Origin of the sequence: Microbacterium helvum (assembly GCF_014779795.1) — a bacterium.
Lineage (GTDB): Bacteria > Actinomycetota > Actinomycetes > Actinomycetales > Microbacteriaceae > Microbacterium > Microbacterium helvum.
In genome coordinates this window covers 365,336-382,030 of the sequence record NZ_JACXZS010000001.1, presented here as the reverse complement: position 1 = coordinate 382,030, position 16,695 = coordinate 365,336, and the positions used below count along the sequence as shown (strand labels likewise).

General features: G+C 71.4%; 16 protein-coding genes. 9 read left to right on the top strand and 7 right to left on the bottom strand.

Features of this window, described 5'->3' with window-relative positions:
• Positions 1 to 143: 143 nt before the first annotated feature.
• Complete coding sequence (gene pgi, locus IF188_RS01710) at positions 144 to 1,826, bottom strand: glucose-6-phosphate isomerase (protein ID WP_191170044.1); 1,683 nt, start codon at positions 1,824 to 1,826, stop codon at positions 144 to 146.
• Between the two features lie 91 nt (positions 1,827 to 1,917).
• Between pgi and IF188_RS01705 the strand changes: the two genes are divergently transcribed.
• Both IF188_RS01705 and IF188_RS01700 read left to right on the top strand, forming a co-directional pair.
• Entirely contained in the window at positions 1,918 to 2,751 is an 834-nt protein-coding gene (locus IF188_RS01705) for a Cof-type HAD-IIB family hydrolase (protein WP_191170043.1), read from the top strand.
• Between the two features lie 9 nt (positions 2,752 to 2,760).
• Positions 2,761 to 3,120 (top strand): HNH endonuclease, encoded by a 360-nt coding sequence (locus tag IF188_RS01700; protein ID WP_191170042.1) that lies wholly within the window; start codon positions 2,761 to 2,763, stop codon positions 3,118 to 3,120.
• A 120-nt stretch (positions 3,121 to 3,240) separates the two neighbouring features.
• Here IF188_RS01700 and IF188_RS01695 read toward each other — a convergent pair whose 3' ends face one another.
• Positions 3,241 to 4,059 carry an esterase/lipase family protein gene (locus IF188_RS01695; RefSeq protein WP_191170041.1) on the bottom strand — a complete coding sequence of 273 codons (819 nt, stop codon included), beginning with the start codon at positions 4,057 to 4,059 and terminating at the stop codon, positions 3,241 to 3,243.
• 10 nt (positions 4,060 to 4,069) lie between these two features.
• On the bottom strand, positions 4,070 to 4,729 hold the full coding sequence (locus IF188_RS01690) for a TetR/AcrR family transcriptional regulator (RefSeq protein WP_191170040.1): 660 nt from the start codon (positions 4,727 to 4,729) through the stop codon (positions 4,070 to 4,072).
• A gap of 115 nt (positions 4,730 to 4,844) precedes the next feature.
• Here IF188_RS01690 and IF188_RS01685 point away from each other — a divergent pair, with 115 nt between their 5' ends.
• Positions 4,845 to 6,263: an MFS transporter gene (locus IF188_RS01685; protein WP_191170039.1), complete on the top strand. Its 1,419-nt coding sequence runs from the start codon at positions 4,845 to 4,847 to the stop codon at positions 6,261 to 6,263.
• 91 nt (positions 6,264 to 6,354) lie between these two features.
• Here IF188_RS01685 and IF188_RS01680 read toward each other — a convergent pair whose 3' ends face one another.
• Complete coding sequence (locus IF188_RS01680) at positions 6,355 to 8,079, bottom strand: amidase (RefSeq protein WP_191170038.1); 1,725 nt, start codon at positions 8,077 to 8,079, stop codon at positions 6,355 to 6,357.
• Positions 8,076 to 9,125 carry an agmatine deiminase family protein gene (locus tag IF188_RS01675; RefSeq protein ID WP_191170037.1) on the bottom strand — a complete coding sequence of 350 codons (1,050 nt, stop codon included), beginning with the start codon at positions 9,123 to 9,125 and terminating at the stop codon, positions 8,076 to 8,078. Before IF188_RS01675 ends, IF188_RS01680 begins: the two co-directional genes overlap by 4 nt.
• Before the next feature lie 88 nt (positions 9,126 to 9,213).
• On the opposite strand from IF188_RS01675, the gene IF188_RS01670 reads away from it, so the two are divergent.
• From IF188_RS01670 to IF188_RS01650, 5 genes are all read left to right on the top strand, one after another.
• A complete protein-coding gene (locus tag IF188_RS01670) occupies positions 9,214 to 9,846 on the top strand; it encodes a TetR/AcrR family transcriptional regulator (protein WP_224751273.1) in 633 nt (210 codons plus the stop codon).
• On the top strand, positions 9,843 to 10,781 hold the full coding sequence (locus IF188_RS01665) for a protein kinase family protein (RefSeq protein WP_191170036.1): 939 nt from the start codon (positions 9,843 to 9,845) through the stop codon (positions 10,779 to 10,781). The genes IF188_RS01670 and IF188_RS01665 overlap by 4 nt, the downstream gene beginning before the upstream one ends.
• 3 nt (positions 10,782 to 10,784) lie before the next feature.
• Positions 10,785 to 11,483, top strand: coding sequence for a M23 family metallopeptidase (locus IF188_RS01660; protein WP_191170035.1), 699 nt, complete (start codon positions 10,785 to 10,787; stop codon positions 11,481 to 11,483).
• 85 nt (positions 11,484 to 11,568) lie between these two features.
• A complete protein-coding gene (locus tag IF188_RS01655; RefSeq protein ID WP_191170034.1) occupies positions 11,569 to 11,781 on the top strand; it encodes a hypothetical protein in 213 nt (70 codons plus the stop codon).
• A gap of 117 nt (positions 11,782 to 11,898) precedes the next feature.
• Positions 11,899 to 12,732 carry an aldo/keto reductase gene (locus IF188_RS01650; RefSeq protein WP_191170033.1) on the top strand — a complete coding sequence of 278 codons (834 nt, stop codon included), beginning with the start codon at positions 11,899 to 11,901 and terminating at the stop codon, positions 12,730 to 12,732.
• 183 nt (positions 12,733 to 12,915) lie between these two features.
• Here IF188_RS01650 and IF188_RS01645 read toward each other — a convergent pair whose 3' ends face one another.
• Together IF188_RS01645 and IF188_RS01640 are read right to left on the bottom strand one after the other, a co-directional pair.
• Positions 12,916 to 13,662, bottom strand: coding sequence for an SDR family oxidoreductase (locus tag IF188_RS01645; protein WP_191170032.1), 747 nt, complete (start codon positions 13,660 to 13,662; stop codon positions 12,916 to 12,918).
• A gap of 63 nt (positions 13,663 to 13,725) precedes the next feature.
• Complete coding sequence (locus IF188_RS01640) at positions 13,726 to 14,469, bottom strand: SDR family oxidoreductase (protein ID WP_191170031.1); 744 nt, start codon at positions 14,467 to 14,469, stop codon at positions 13,726 to 13,728.
• Between the two features lie 63 nt (positions 14,470 to 14,532).
• On the opposite strand from IF188_RS01640, the gene IF188_RS01635 reads away from it, so the two are divergent.
• On the top strand, positions 14,533 to 16,671 hold the full coding sequence (locus IF188_RS01635; RefSeq protein ID WP_191170030.1) for a S9 family peptidase: 2,139 nt from the start codon (positions 14,533 to 14,535) through the stop codon (positions 16,669 to 16,671).
• The last annotated feature ends 24 nt before the right edge of the window (positions 16,672 to 16,695 follow it).

The window sequence follows — 16,695 nt, the reverse complement described above, 5'->3', positions numbered from 1 at the left end:
CGGCATCCGCGCCCGTTTCTTCGGGGCGCGGATGCCGATTTCGACAGCGCGAAGGAGGGAGGGGGCCAGTCGGGCAGCGGATGCCGATTTCGACAGCGCGAACCAGGGGAGACGTGGATGCCGGGCGCCCGGCATCCCGTCACTCAAGCCTTGCGGTGGGCGGCGTAGTACGCGAGCAGCGCCTGGGTCGAGGCGTCCTGCGCGGCGATCGCGTCGGCGTCGCCCTCGATCGCCGGCGCGATCTGCAGCGCCAGCTGCTTGCCGAGCTCGACACCCCACTGGTCGAACGAGTTGACACCCCAGATGACGCCCTGCGTGAACGTGATGTGCTCGTACAGCGCCACGAGCTGACCGAGCACCGCGGGCGTGAGCGCCGGCGCGAAGATCGACGTCGTCGGCTTGTTGCCGGCGAAGGTGCGTGCGGCCACGAGCGGGCCAGTGGTGCCCTCGGCCTCGACCTCGGCGGCGGTCTTGCCGAAGGCCAGCGCCTTGGTCTGCGCGAGGAAGTTCGACAGGAACAGGCCGTGCACGTCGCGCCCGCCGTCCTCCAGCGGGTACGCCGGATTCGCGAACGCGATGAAGTCCGCGGGGATGAGCCGCGTGCCCTGGTGGATCAGCTGGTAGAAAGCGTGCTGGCCGTTGGTGCCGGGCTCGCCCCAGAACACCTCGCCGGTGTGGGTGGTGACCGGCGACCCGTCCCAGCGCACGGACTTGCCGTTGGACTCCATCGTGAGCTGCTGCAGGTAGGCGGCGAAGCGGCTGAGCTGCTGGGCGTACGGCAGCACCGCGTGCGACTGCGCGCCGAGGAAGTTCGAGTACCAGACGTTGAGCAGACCCATGAGCACGGGCACGTTGCGCTCGAGCGGGGTCGTGCGCACGTGCTCGTCGACGGCGTGGAAGCCGGCGAGCAGCTCGCGGAACGCATCGGGGCCGAGCTCGATCATGAGCGAGAGGCCGATGGCCGAGTCGACCGAATAGCGGCCGCCGACCCAGTCCCAGAACCCGAAGGCGTTGACGGGGTCGATGCCGAACGCGGCGACCTTGTCGAGTGCGGTCGACACCGCGACGAAGTGGTGGGCGACGGAGTCGGTCTTCGCCGCCTCGCCGCCGTCGATCGCGCCCGCCGCCTCCAGCCCCGCCCACAGCCAGTCGCGCGCCAGGCGTGCGTTGGTCAGCGTCTCGAGGGTCGTGAAGGTCTTCGACGCGACGATGAACAGCGTCGTCTCGGGGTCGAGGTCCTTCGTCTTGTTCGCGATGTCGAACGGGTCGATGTTCGACACGAAGCGCGCCTGGATCCCGGCGGTCGCGTACGGCTCCAATGCCGCCGAGATCATGACGGGGCCGAGGTCTGAGCCGCCGATGCCGATGTTGACGATGTGCGTGACCTTCTTGCCGGTCACGCCGGTCCACTCGCCCGAGCGCACGCGGTCGGCGAACACGGTCATCGCGGAGAGCACCGACTGCACGTCGTCGTCGATGTCCTGTCCGTCGACGATCAGGGCGGGTTCGGCGCCCGCGGGGCGCCGCAGCGCCGTGTGCAGCACCGCCCGGTCCTCGGTGGTGTTGATGTGCTCGCCGGCGAGCATCGCCGCGTAGCGCTCGGCGACGCCGGTCTGCTCGGCGAGGCGCACGAGGGCGGCGAGGATCTCGTCGGTCACGAGGTTCTTCGACAGGTCGACGTGCAGGTCGGCGAGCTCGAAGCTCAGCCGCGCGGCGCGCTGCGGGTCGGCCTCGAACCAGCGGCGCAGGTCGGGGGCGAAGGAATCCCTGATCGAGCTGAGCTCGGACCAGGCGGGCGTGGTGGTGGCATCGACGGGAGCGGTCACGCACCCTAAGGTACCCGCGCCCGTGGCGGCGATGGTTTCGTGTTTCTCACCGCCGGGTCGGCGGCGAAGTGAGCCGCGTAGGCTCGAGGCGATGCCTTTTCCCAGCCCAGACCTGCGCCTGATCGCCGTCGACATGGACGGCACGCTGCTGGACGGCGACGGTCGCATCCCCGACGCGCTGTGGCCGCTGCTGGACCGGCTGCACGAGCGCGGCATCCGCTTCGCGCCTGCGAGCGGTCGTCAGCTCGCGACGCTCCAGCGCGCGTTCGCCGACCACCTCGACCACATGGTGTTCCTCGCCGAGAACGGTGCGTACGTCGTCGAGGGCGGAGTCGAGATCAGCTCGGACGCGATGGATGCAGCGTTCGTGGCATCCCTCGTCCGGCGGGTCCGTGCGATCGAGGGACGCGATCTTGGCGTCGTGGTGTGCGGCAAGCGCTCGGCGTACATCGAGCGCGCCGACGACGCCTTCCACGCCGAGGCCGACAAGTACTACGCCCGCCTGCAGATCGTTCCCGATCTGCTGTCCGTCGACGACCAGATCTTCAAGGTCGCGATCTTCGATTTCGAGGATGCCGCGACCACCGCGCCGGCGCTCGACGATCTGCGTGCCGCACACCAGGTCATCGTCTCGGGCGAGCACTGGATCGACGTCATGAACCTCGGCGTCAACAAGGGAGCCGCGCTGGAGCGGCTGCAGGCGGCGACCGGGATCACCCGCGCCCAGACGGCGGTGTTCGGCGACTACCTGAACGACCTGGAGATGATGGATGCCTCGGCCCTGTCGTTCGCGATGGCCAACGCCCACCCGCTCGTGGCCGAGCGCGCGAGGTTCCGGGCGCCGTCGAACCTCGACCACGGCGTGATCACGACGATCGAGAAGCTGCTGGACGGCCTCCCCGAGGAAGCGGCACCTGCACCGTAGGGTGTGGACATGGCCGTCAGTCAGACCCGTCGGGCGCGCGCATCGCGCCGTCGCGCCCGTCGCGTCGCGGCGGCCGACAACGACCTCACGCTCGACGAATGGCAGGCGCTGCTCGAGGCATGGGGCGCCTGCGCGTACTGCGGCGCAGACGGCGTCGCCCTGCAGAAGGACTGCGTGCTGCCCATCTCGCGGGGCGGGCGCTACACCTTCGAGAACGTCGTCCCGGCGTGCCGTTCGTGCAACGCGAGCAAGAGCAACGACGAGGTGACCGGGTGGCTCCGGCGCAAACGGCTCGACGAGCGCGCCTTCCTGCTGCGGCATGTCGAGGTGCTCGCCGCGTGGCGGGGTATCGACCCCGCTGGTCGTTGAGCGACACTTCGACTCGCTCCGCTCGCTCAGTGCGGGTCTCCGCGAGACGAAACGCCGCAAGCCGCCCATCGGACGGCCACCTCAGCGACGTATGCGTCGGGCCGGGTCTTGCGCTCGCGGCTACCGCTCGCCCGCGAGCAGGGCGATGCCGTCGAGCACCGCACGGTGCGTGGCCGGCGAGCCGAGCACGCGGAAGTGGCCGGCCGTCGGCACGGCCACGTTCGTCGCTCCGTCCAGCGCGCTGCCCTCGGGGATGTGCGGATCCCACGGACCGAAGACCGACACGATCCGGCCGTTGACCGATGTCTCTCGCCCCAGGGTCACGATGGTGTCGTCCTTCGGGCGGAACGCGCGGATGCTGGGCACGACGAACAGACTCGCGAGCCGTGAGCCGCCGAACGGCGTCGCCACGGCGACCAGTCCGAGCACCCCCAGGGCGCGGCCGTGCTCGGCTGCCGTCGCTGCCGCAGCGGCGGGGTCACCGCCGTCTGCGGCCTCTGCGGCGGCCCGGTGCGCCGCGCCCGATGAGACGAGCAGGTGCTTGCCGATGAGCCCGCCCTTGCTGTGTGCGACGAGGACGCGGCCGGCGGGCGGCGGGGGACGCTCGGCGAGCAGTCGTGCCAGGCGGTCGGCGGTGTCGGCGATGCTGCGACGGTTCACGCCGAGCCCGTGTACGACGCGGACACGATGACCGGACGCGGCCAGCGCATCGCCGAGCGGACGCAGGAAGGTCCAGTGCTCGTACACGCCCGGGATGAGGTAGATCTCGGCAAGGCCGGCGTCGCCACGGCGCCAGGCGTCCGGTGTCGGTCGCGGCCGGCCGATCGACCACGGGAACGAGAACACCGCGAGCTGCCGCCGGACGGCGTACACGTAGTCGGCCGCCCACCACAGCCCGCGGCGCGCCACCGACGGGCGCGCGGCCGACGCGTGTGACATGCGCGTCAGTCTAGGAGGTCGACGGCGCGGGAGCGGGTGCGCCGATCACGCCGGTGATCGCCGAGTCCACGACGGCCGCCGCGAGGGCGTCCACGACCTCGGCCGGCTGCCACCTCACCGGCCCGTGGACGGCGATGTCGGCGAAGCCGTGGACGGCGGACCAGCACGCCCATTCCGCGAACGGTCGCCTGTCGGCAGCGAGGGCGCCGGCATCCACCATCCCATCGAGCGTGTCCATGAGCAGCCGGAACGGCGCGACGATCTGGTCGTCGAGGGTCACGATGCCCTCGCTCACCTGCGCGTCGTGCGTGAAGAACGCGGTCTCGAACCAGCCGCGTTCGGCGCGGGCGAAAGCGATGTACGCGAACCCGACGCGGCGCAGGCGCTCGATCGAGGCATCGCGCGGCGGCAGGTCGCCGGGTGTCGCGGCGACGCGGGTGAGGATCGCGTCGGCGAGGGCGAGCTGGGCCTCGTGCGCGACCGCGTGGACGAGGGCGTCGCGGTCGGCGAAGTGGCGATACGCGGCGTTCGGCGAGACCCCGACCGCGCGGGTGACCTCGCGCAGCGTCACGGCGGACGGGCCGCCCGTGCGGGCCAGCTGCACTCCTTCGTCGATCAGGGCGCGGCGCAGATCGCCGTGGTGATAGGTGCGCACCGCGGGTGAGGTCATTGCGCGCTCCCTGTCTGGTGTGTACGGTGTGAACATCTGCAATGTGCACAGTGTCCACATTCAGTGTAGGCCCCCGCACGACCACCATCGACGCCGAACACGCCGGAGCAGCCCCATGAGTCAGCCGACCCCTGGCCCCCGCACCCTGCGCGCCTTCCACCAGGTGCTCGTCAACACCGCGCTCGCGAACGTCGCCAGCAGCTACCTGTGGTTCGCGCTGACCTTCTGGGTCTATCTCGAGACGGAATCGGTGCTGGCCACCGCGATCATCGGCGGCTCGTACATGCTGCTCGTCGCGGTCTTCGGCGTGGTGTTCGGCGTGATCGTCGACCGCATGAAGAAGAAGGCCGTCATGATGCTCTCGAGCATCGTCACGACCGCCGCGTACCTCGTGGCGGGGGCGATGTTCCTCGCCTTCCCCGAGAGCACGCTGCTGGACTGGGGCGGTCCGTGGTTCTGGGCGTTCGCGGGCGTCATCCTCGTGGGCGGCGTCGTCGAGAATCTGCGCAACATCGCGCTGTCGACGACGGTGACGCTGCTCGTGCCGGCGGAGCGCCGCGACCGCGCCAACGGTCTCGTCGGTGCGGTGCAGGGCATCGCGTTCATGGTGACGAGCGTGTTCTCGGGCCTGTCGATCGGCCTGCTCGGCATGGGATGGACGATCGCCATCGCGACCGCCGCGACCGGCATCGCACTGATCCACCTGCTGTTCGTGCCGATCCCCGAGCGAGGCGTGGCACACGTCGAGGGTGCGGCGCCCACCGGCTTCGGGTTCCGCGGAGTGATCCCGGCTGTGCTGGCCGTGCCGGGCCTCCTCGCCCTCGTGCTGTTCTCGACCTTCAACAACCTCGTCGGCGGCGTCTTCATGGCACTCATGGATCCGTACGGCCTGACGCTGTTCTCGGTCGAGATGTGGGGCATCGTCCTGGGAGTCACCAGCTTCGGCTTCATCATCGGCGGGGCGCTCGTGGCGAAGTTCGGCCTCGGCAGGAACCCGGTGCGCACGATGCTGCTCGTGAACATCGGCATCGCGGTGCTCGGCATGACCTTCGCGATCCGCGAGCAGTGGTGGATCTACGCGCTCGGCATCCTCATCTTCATGTGCCTCATGCCCATCGCCGAGGCCTCTGAGCAGACGATCGTGCAGCGGGTCGTGCCGTTCGACAAGCAGGGGCGCGTGTTCGGCTTCGCCGCGAGCGTCGAGTCGGCCGCGGCGCCGGTGTCGGCCTTCATCATCGGGCCGCTCGCGCAGTTCTGGCTCATTCCGTTCATGGAATCGCCCGAGGGGCAGAACAGGTTCGGCTGGCTGCTCGGCGACGGCGAGGCTCGGGGCATCGCGCTCGCCTTCGTGGGGGCGAGCCTGGTCCTGCTGCTCGTCGTGCTGCTCGCGTTCGTGTCGAAGCCCTACCGCGAGCTCAGCGACGCGTACGCCGCCGCGGCTCCTCCCTCCGAGGACGGGGAGGTGGATGCCGCACCCGGCGCCGCGGCAGCGATCGGCGATGCGGGCGAAGACGTCAGATCCAGCGTCCGCTGACCCGCGTCACCGCTGAATCAGTTCACTTGCGCTGAACGTACGCGAAAGGCGGGATCTGGCGTACAAACAGCGCAAGTGAACCGATTCACGGTCAGAGCTCCGGGGTCCGCGGGGGAGCGGTGCGACGCGGACGCAGCGCCTCGAAGGCGGCGGCCCAGGCGAGCAGGTCGGCATCGGAGTACGCACGGCCGGCGATCGTCAGGCCGACCGGCATCCCGATGTCGGACATCGTGCCCATCGGCACCGTCACCGTCGGGATCCCGAGGTGGCGGATCGCGAGGTTGCCGTTGGCGACCCAGACGCCGTTGCGCCAGCCGAGGTCGGCGGACGCCTCGTCGACATCCATGTCGGCCGGCCCGACATCGGCCACCGCGGGAAAGACGACCGCGTCAAGGCCGAGGCGCAGCATCCATTCTTCAAGGTCGACGCGACGGGTCTCTTCGAGTCCCCGCACTCCTTCTTCGAGCGACGGGATGTCGGCGAACGAGCCGTACGGGTGCTCGCGCACCTGCGCCGGGTACTCGGCGATGTCGTCGTCGAAGCCGGTGTACCGGTCGGGCAGCGCGCCCTCGGGGTGCGGGAAGATCCGCGCGCCGTCGATGTCCGACAGCGAGTGCAGCGCGGGGTCGCCGTTGGCGGCGAGGAAGTCCTCCCACGCCCACGCCGAAAGGTCGACGATCTCGCGCTGCAGGAACGCCTCGGTGACGAGCCCGCGGATCTTGATCGTCGGCGCGCCGGGCCGGTCGCCCTCGTAGTTCGTCACCGCGGGGAAGTCGACCTCGACGACCTCGGCGCCGGCCGCCTCCAGATCACGCCGTGCCTGCTCCCACAGGTCGAGCACCGACGCGCGCGTCTCGATGCGCGTGGCGGTCGGGCCGCCGATGCCGCCGTCGGGGTTGGTCCCGGCCTCCGGGTCGGCGTTGATGTACATCCGCGGCACGCCGAACCGGCGTCCGGCGAGCGTGGCGCGGGCGCCGTCCACGCCTGCCGCCCCGAGCGACGGGTACGACGCCGGGCGCGTGGCCGAGGCATCCGGGATCTCGATCCACGGCTGCGCCCGCCAGAAGTCGCCGCGGGTCTCGGGGTCGTCGGCGACCATCACGTCGAGGATCTCGAGCAGGTCGGCCATCGTGCGGGTGTGCGGCACGACGACGTCCATGGTGGGCACGAGCGGCCAGTTGCCGCGCACCGAGATGACGCCGCGGCTGGGCGTGTAGGCGCAGAGGGCGTTGCAGGATGCCGGCGCCCGGCCGCTCGACCAGGTCTCTTCGCCGAGCCCGAACGCCGCGAAGCTCGCCGCGGTCGCGGTGCCCGAGCCGTTCGACGAGCCGCTGCCGAAGGCGCTCGTCAGGTAGGCGGCGTTGTAGGGGCTCTCGGCGCGGCCGTACACACCGCGCTGCATGCCGCCGTTGGCCATCGGCGGCATGTTGGTCAGGCCGATCAGCACGGCTCCGGCGCCGCGCAGACGCTCGATCGAGAACGCGTCGCGCTGCGCCACGAGGTCCTCGAAGGCGGGCGACCCGGCGGCGACCGTGAGCCCCTTCGCCATGAACGAGTCCTTCGCGGTGTACGGGATGCCGTCGAGCGGACCGAGCGTGCGGCCTTCCGCGCGGCGCCGATCGGATGCCTCGGCCTCCGCCCGCGCGTCCGGATTGGGTACGACGACGGCGTTGAGCGCGGTCGACGTTCCGGGCGCGTCGTACGCGGCGATCCGGGCCTCGTAGGCGTCGAGCAGTTCGACGGCAGTGACCTCGCCGGCCTCGAGCGAGGCGCGCAGCTGCGCGATCGTCTTCTCGACGACGGGATAGTGGCTCATCGGGTCGCCTCCGCACTCGTCAGCGCCGGCTGCTGCTGGGTGATGCAGTGGATGCCGCCGCCACCCGCGAAGATCTGACGGGCGTCGACCGTGACCGCGCGGCGCCCCGGGTAGGCGGCTTCGAGGATCTCGCGCGCCTGTGCGTCGGCGCGCTCCTCGCCGAAGCCGCACGCGATGACGCCGCCGTTCACGACGAGGTGGTTGACATAGCTGTAGTCGACGAAGCCCTCGTGGTCGCGCAGCGTCTCGGGTGCGGGCAGGTCGACGATCTCGAAGGCTCGGCCGGCGGCATCCGTCTGCTCCTGCAAGAACGCGCGCAAGGTGTGCGACACCTCGAAGTCGGGATGCTCGGGGTTCTGCTGGGCGTGCAGCAGGACGCGCCCCGGTGTCGGAATGGTCGCCACGATGTCGACGTGGCCGTTCGTGCCGAACTCGTCGTAGTCGCGCGTGAGGCCGCGGGGGAGCCAGATCACCTTGGTCGCGCCGATCGTGCGCGCGAGTTCGGCCTCGACGCGCTCCTTGTCGGCGAACCGGTTGCGGCGCGGGTCGAGCTGCACGGTCTCGGTGACGAGCACGGTTCCCTCGCCGTCGACGTGGATGCCGCCTCCTTCGTTGACGAGCAGCGAGCTGACGACCTCGGCTCCGACGAGCCCGGCCGTGAAGCGGGCGTGCGCGGCGGCCTTCGTCCACGATGCCCATTCCGGGGCGCCCCAGCCGTTGAAGATCCAGTCGACCGCGCCCAGAGCACCGGGGCGCTCGTCGTCGACCACGAAGGTCGGGCCGTGATCGCGGAACCAGAACTCGTCGACCGGCGTCTCGACGAGGTCGATCGCGCCGTCGAGCATCGTGCGCGCCCGGGCCGCCTGAACCGGGTCGACGAGCATCGTGACGGGCTCGAACTCGGCGACGGCGTTCGCGACGGCGCTCCACGCGGCGTAGAAGCGCTCCTGCTCGGCGGGGTCGTCGCCGAGCGTCGGCCCCTCGTTCGGGAACGCCATCCAGGTGCGCTCGTGCGGGTCGCCCTCGTGCGGCATCCTCCAGGCCATCGTCAGCCCCTTCGCTTTCGGCCGGCGTCCTGCGCCGGAAGTAATTGATCTAGCGATCAATAGAGACAGTATCTATGCTGGCGAGACCATGTCAAGCACAGTGCCCCGACCCCGCACCCGCAAGGCCCCCGCCGAACGCGCCGCCGAGATCGTCACGGCGGCCACCGCCCTCGCTCGCGAGCAGGGGCTCAGCGCGCTGACGCTGCGCGCGGTCGCCGAGCGCGCCGGCATCACCTCGGGCCTCGTCGCGCACTACCAGCCGTCCATGGACGACCTCGTCGCCCGCGTGTACACCGACCTCGTGGAGGAGGAGGTGCGTGACGTCGAACGCGTGGTCGAGGCCGCCGCCGACCCCGCGCGGCGCCTCGGCGCCCTCATCGACACGCTCATGGACGGCGCACGCGACGAGCTCACCGTCGTGTGGGTCGAAGGCTGGGCGATGGCCCGGCGCAGCGACGCGCTCGCCGAGGCCGTCCGCGCGCAGATGCAGCGATGGCAGACGCTCGTCGAGGGCATCGTCGCGGAAGGATGCCGCACCGGAGCGTTCTCGACGACCGAGCCGGGTGAGGTCGCGTGGGAGCTCATCGGCATGATCGACGGCCTCAACGCCCAGTCGCTCGCGCGCGGGACCGACACGACCCGCTTCGCCCACCGCACCGCCCGCGCCGCCGAGGCTCTCGTGGGCGCCGCATCCGGCACCATCCCGGTGGCCCGCTCATGAGCCGGCTCGAGTGGCACGACATCCCCGCGTCCGTGCGCGCCCAGATCGAGGACGTGCTCGGCAGCCCTGTCGTCGAGGCGGTGTCGCAGCCCGGCGGGTACTCCCCGGGCTCGGCCGACCGCGTCGTGACCGCGTCGGGCCGTCGTGCCTTCGTCAAGGCCGCGAGCCCCGCCGTCAACCTGGACACCCCGACCATCCACCGCCGCGAGGCCGCGATCACCGCGAAGCTCCCGCCGCAGGTCCCCGCGCCGGCGCTCATCGGCGCCGTCGACGACGGCGACTGGATCGCCCTCGTGCTCGAAGACGTCGAGGGGCGGCATCCCGCCACTCCCTGGCAACCCCGCGAGCTCGACGCCGTACTCGACGCACTGCAGCAGGTCGCAGCGGTCGAACTGCCGGCCGACGTGCCCGTGGTGGACGCGGGCGAGGCGCTCGCGGGCTTCGCCGTCGACCGGTGGCAGGTCATCACGCCCGAGGTCGTCCCGCCGCTGCCGCGCGGTCTCGACGCGTGGACGCGCACGCATTTCGAGGGACTCGTGGATGCCGCCACCCGCGGTGTCTCGGACGCCCGCGGCGACCGGCTCGTGCACTATGACACGAGGGCCGACAACATCCTGCTGCGCCCCGACGGCTCGGTCGTGCTGGTGGACTGGCCGTGGGCCGCGCGCGGCGCAGGGTGGTTCGATGCGCTGAGCCTGCTGATCAACGTGCGGTACTACGAGCCCGATACCGACGTCGACGCCTTGATCGTCCGGCATCCCGTGTTCGAGGGCATGCCCGCCGATGCCGCGACGAACGTGCTCGCCGGCTTCGCGGGCATGTTCCTGGCGTCGTCGCTGCAACCCGATCCGCCCCGCATGCCGACGCTGCGCACCTTTCAGCGCGACCAGGCCGTCGTCACCCTCGAACTGGTCCGCGAGCGCTGGCAGGGGTGACGCATGGGCGAGCTCGATGATCCGGTGGTCGTGGAGTTCCCCCTGCGCGGCGAGGGCTGGATGGCGGTCACGACACCGGCCGCCCGCATCCCGAGCCACGGCGTCGATCTGCTGGGGCAGCGGTACGCGTACGACTTCGTGAAGGTCGACGACCGGCCGGGGGCGACCGTGCACCCGGGGTCGCGGCTGCGCACGGCGACGATCGGCTGCCGCAGCGACGGCTGCTACGCGTGGGGTGCCGAGGTGCACGCGCCGTTCGACGCCGAGGTGATCGCCGCCGCCGACGGCATGCGCGAGCGGCGGTGGATCCACCCCGTGCGCGAGTTCGCGCGCATGACGTGGAACGGGCTCACGTTCCGTCCGGCGAAGATCCCGCAGATCCTGGGCAACCACGTCCTGCTGCGTGCCGGCGGCGTGTATGCGGGCTTCGCACATCTGCGTCCTGACAGCGTGACGGTGCGCGCGGGCGACACCGTGCGGGCGGGCGACGTCATCGGCCGGGTCGGGCACACCGGCAACTCGATGTCTCCGCACCTGCACTTCCAGCTCATGGACTCCGCCGACCTGGTGGCGGCGCGGGGCATCGCCTGCGCGTTCGCCGCCTACGAGGTGCGCGGTGACGACGGCACGTGGCGGCGCGTGGAGCGCGGCATCCCCGGTTCTCGTGAGCGGATCCGCTTCGTCGGCGCCGCGACCCCCTAGCGCTACCGCCTTGTGCGGCCCTCCGCAAGCCCCCTCCGGTCGGGGGGAGCGGATCGTACGTTCGGGGCAGCGAAAGGAGATCGCCATGACCAACCCGCTCCCGTACGAGGGCCCCGTCGGCGACGAGGACGAAGAGGTGCTGAACGACGGCGCCGCCGGCGATGCCGATGCCGATCTGCTCGGTCTCGACGACGACCGTCCGCTCGACCCCGACCGCAACGACGACCAGATCGACAGCGCCGCGGCCGACGAGCGCGCCGCCACCGAGGGCACCATCGACGTCGCGGACCTGCCCTGACCGACCCGAGAGCCTGCTCCCCGGTCACGGTCGGCGGCGCATGCCGCACCTCGTGACCGGGGAGCGCAGGCCACGCTGCACGGCCCCGCGCACGCGGAACCGGGCCAGGATGGAACCATGAGCGCGATCCCGACCGTGACCCTGAACGACGGCGCCTGGTTACCCGAACTCGGCCTCGGCACCTACAACCTGCGTGGCGAGGAGGGGATCGCGGCCATGGTGGCCGCGATCGAGGCGGGCTACCGGCTGCTCGACACCGCGGTCAACTACGAGAACGAGCGCGAGGTCGGCGAGGCGGTGCGCCGCAGCGGCGCCGCCCGCGACTCGCTGCTCGTGGCCTCCAAGATCCCGGGTCGTCATCACGGACGGCAAGAGGCCGTCGACAGCATCCGCGGATCGCTTGGGATGCTGGGCCTCGATCGCATCGACCTGCACCTGATCCACTGGCCCAACCCCAGCGTCGGCAAGTACGTCGAGACGTGGCGCGGCCTGATCGACGCGCAGCAGGAGGGGCTCGTCCGCTCCATCGGCGTGTCGAACTTCACCGAGCAGATGATCGACGAGCTCATCGAAGAGACCGGCGTGGTGCCGGCGGTCAACCAGGTCGAGCTGCACCCGTACTTCCCGCAGCAGGCGCTGCGGGCGTTCCATGCCACGCACGGCATCCGCACCGAGAGCTGGAGCCCGCTCGCCCGACGCACCGAGCTGCTGAACGAGCAGATCCTGCAGGAGCTCGCGGTCGTGCACGACGTCACACCGACACAGGTGGTGCTGCGCTGGCACACGCAGCTGGGCAGCACGCCGATCCCGAAGTCGTCCGATCCCGACCGTCAGCGCGAGAACGCAGACGTCTTCGGCTTCACCCTCACCGACGACCAGATGGCGGCGATCAGCGCGCTCGAGCGCGGGCGGCTGTGGGACGGCGATCCTCTCACGCACGAAGAGATGTGAGGGATGCCGCACCCGCCGGGTGCGGCATCCCTCACACTTCCTTCCCCGCTGTCGGAATCGGCATCCGCTGTCGTTCTGGCGCGATCTCCTCCTTCGCGCTGTCGGAATCGGCATCCGCTGTCGAAGGTTCCGGGCGCGGATGCCGATTTCCACAGCGCGAACGAGACGCCCGTCGCGGCCGGCTCAGGCGTCGGGCAGGGCGTCCAGCCATTGCGTGAAAGTCTGCGTGCCGAGCCGGGCCTCGGGGCCGGGCAGCAGGGCACCCGAGCGGAAGGCGCGGCCGAGGGTGCCGGGCATGTCGATCGCCGGCAGCGGACCGTGATGGCCGATGGCGCGCGCGTAGCGCCGCACGATGTCGGCGAGGCTCTCTTCGCGAGGCCCGCCGAAGTCGGTCGCGCGGCCCACGGGCTCGCCCTCGGCGAGGTCGACCAGCAGCGTCGCGACCTCGTGAAGCGACACCGGCTGCACGCGGCCGGTCGGTGCGACGTGCGCGCCGGCGTGCGTGCGGTGGTACATCATCGCGGCGTACTCGTGGAACTGCGTGGTGCGCTGGATCGTCCAGGGCACGTCGCCCTCGGCGATGAGCCGCTCCTGCGCCAGCTTGCCGGCGTAGTAGCCGTCGGGTGCGGCGTCGGCGTTCACGATCGTGAGGGCGAGGTGGTGTGAGACCCCGGCGGCGCGCTCGGCGGCCAGCAGGTGCGTCGTCGCCCCCGCGAAGAACGACACCGACACCTCGGGCTTCGGCGTCGTGATGTTCGAGACGTCGATCACCGTGTCGACGCCGTCCAGGCGCCCGTCCAGACCGGCGCCGCTCACCAGGTCGACCCCGCCGCCCCGCGAGAGCAGCACGACCTCGTGACCGCGGCCGCGCGCGACCGCCTCGACGTGCGTCCCTGTCATGCCCGTGCCGCCGGCGATCGCGAATCTCATGATGGCTCCCTGTGTCGTGCCCCCATCGTGGCGAAGCCCGCGCACCCGCGCAAACGGACGACGTCATGTGAGTTCGGCGAGCCACTCCTCGAACGTCTGCGTGCCGAGCACGGCTCCCGCGCCGGGCAGCGCGAGCCCGGCGCGCATGGCCTTGAGCTGCGGTCCGGGCAGGCTCACCGAAGGGATCCAGCCGCGGTGGCCGGTGTGCCGCGCATATCGCGTGATCATGTCCTCGAGGCGCTCCTCGCGCGGCCCGGCGAGGTCTGCGGCGCGGCCCTGGGGTGCGCCCTGGGCGAGCGCCGCGAGCCGCGCGCCCACCTCCCGTGCGGCGACCGGCTGAACGCGTGCGCGCACGGCGACGTGCAGCGGCCCGATCCTGCCCCGCGCGAACATCTGACCGGCGAACTCGTGGAACTGCGTGGCCCGCAGGATCGTCCACGGAACGGGCGACGACTCCACGACCCGCTCCTGCGCGAGCTTTCCGGCGTAGTAGTCGTGCGGCATCCGATCGATCCCCACGATCGACAGGGTGACGAGGTGGCGGACGCCCGCCCGCACCGAGGCCGCGGCGAGGTTGCCGGTCGCACTCTCGAAGAATCTCGTCGCCTTCTTGGCCGAGAGTGTCTCGATGTTCGAGGTGTCGACGACGGTGTCGACGCCCGCCAGCGCGGCGTCGAGCCCTGCTCCGGTCGACAGGTCGACGCCCGTGCCGCGGCTCAGCACGACCGGCTCATCGCCGTTCGCGCGCACCGCCTCGACGACGTGGCGTCCGACGACGCCCGTTCCTCCGGCCACCGCGATCCTCATGACCGACTCCTCTCCTGCCTCCGCTCCCCATCATGCTCCTGGCTCCGCGGGTACGGTGGACGCATGGCGTCCCCCACCCCGTTCGACTCGCTCACCGACTACTTCGCTCTTCCCCGTGTGGAGGCGCTGGCGCTCTCGCCGGACGGGCAGACCGCGGTCCTCACCGTCGCCGTGCTCAAGAAGGACGGGACGGGCTACGAGCGTGCGCTGTGGGCCGTCCCGGCGGACGGCAGCGGCACACCGCGCCGGCTCACGCGTTCTGCGAAGGGCGAGGCGGGCGCCGCGTTCACCGCGAACGGCGACATCCTGTTCGTCTCGGCCCGCCCCGACGCCGAGGGCGACGCCGACGACGAGTCCGGCCAGCTCTGGCTGCTGCCGGCCGCCGGCGGCGAGGCGCGCGCCGTGACGCGGCTCGCGGGCGGCGTCGACGGCATCGCGGCGACGGCCGCGGGGAGCGCCCGGCTCGTGCTGGCGGCATCCCTTCTTCCCTCGTCCGAGACGATCGAGGCCGACGCTGCGCTGCGCGCGAAGCGCAAGGAGAAGAAGGTCTCGGCCATCCTGCACGACACCTATCCGGTGCGCTACTGGGACCACGACCTCGGGCCCGCCCAGCCGCACCTGTTCGCGCTCGACATCGATGGTCTCGCCGACTCGATCGCTGCTGTCGTCGTCGAGGAGTCGATGGATGCCGCAGCCTCTGCCGATGCGGCGACCGACGACGCGGCACCCGCTGCCGACCCGAATCCGTACCCGGCGACGCTGCCGCGCCCGCGTGACCTCACCCCGAAGCCCGGGCGGTCGCTCGACCACGCCGAGGCGGCGCTGACCCCGGACGGCTCGGTGCTCATCGTGTCGCTCGAGCGCCGCGAGCAGCGCGGAGGACGCCGCGTGCTGGTGTCGATCGACACGGCGACGGGCGCACGCACGGACCTCTTCGACGAGGTCGACGTCGACTTCGAGATGCCCGCGGTCAGCCACGACGGCACACGCATCGCGTACCTGCGAACGGTGAAGAGCACTCCCTCGGGACCCACCGACTACGAGGTCTGGGTCGCCGGCATCGACGGCGCAGCGCCCCGTCGCATCGCGGCGGAGTGGGACCGCTGGGCGTCATCTCTCGCCTTCGACAGCGACGACGAGTCGCTCATCGCGACGGCCGACGACGACGGACGCGGGCCGGTGTTCCGCCTGCCGCTCGGGAGCGGACACGAGGGGAGTGCCGCGCCGGTGCAGCTGACGCGCGACGACTTCACCTACACGCACGTCGCGGTGGACCGCAGCGGCGGCGGAGTGGTCGCCCTGCGCTCGTCGTGGGTCGTGCCGCCGCACCCGGTGCGCATCGACCGCGACGGCGCGGTCACTCCGCTGGCCACGCCTGCGCCCGCGCCGACCGCGCCGGGGACGATCACCGAGGTCGAGACGAAGGCCGAGGACGGCGCTCGCGTGCGCGGCTGGCTGCTGCTTCCCGAGGGGGCGTCGGCGGATGCTCCGGCGCCGCTGCTGCTGTGGATCCACGGCGGCCCGCTCAACAGCTGGAACGCGTGGAGCTGGCGCTGGGCGCCGCTGCTGGCCGTCGCCCGGGGTTACGCCGTACTGCTCCCAGACCCCGCCCTGTCGACCGGCTACGGCCTGGAGTTCATCGCGCGCGGCTGGAACAGCTGGGGCGCGAAGCCCTACACCGATCTGCTGGCCATCACCGACGCCGTCGAGGCCCGCGACGACATCGACGAGAGCCGCACCGCCGCGATGGGCGGGTCGTTCGGCGGGTACATGGCGAACTGGGTCGCCGGGCACACCGACCGCTTCCGTGCGATCGTGACGCACGCGAGCCTGTGGGCGCTGGACCAGTTCGCCGGCACGACAGACAGCTCGGAGTACTGGCAGCGCATCTTCACGCCCGAGGCGATGCTCGAGCACTCGCCGCACCGGTTCGTCGCCGACATCCGCACGCCCCTGCTCGTCGTGCACGGCGACAAGGACTACCGCGTGCCGCTCGGCGAAGGGCTGCGCCTGTGGTCGGAATTAGCCGAGCACCACGCCGACGCCGAAGGGCGCATGCCGCACCGGTTCCTGTATTTCCCCGACGAGAATCACTGGGTGCTGAAGCCCCAGCACGCCGTGGTCTGGTACGAGACGGTGTTCGCGTTCCTCGCCGAGCACGTGCGGGGTGAGGAGCCGTCGCGTCCGGAGCTGCTCGGCTGACGCCCGGCCGCCCGTGCGGACGGC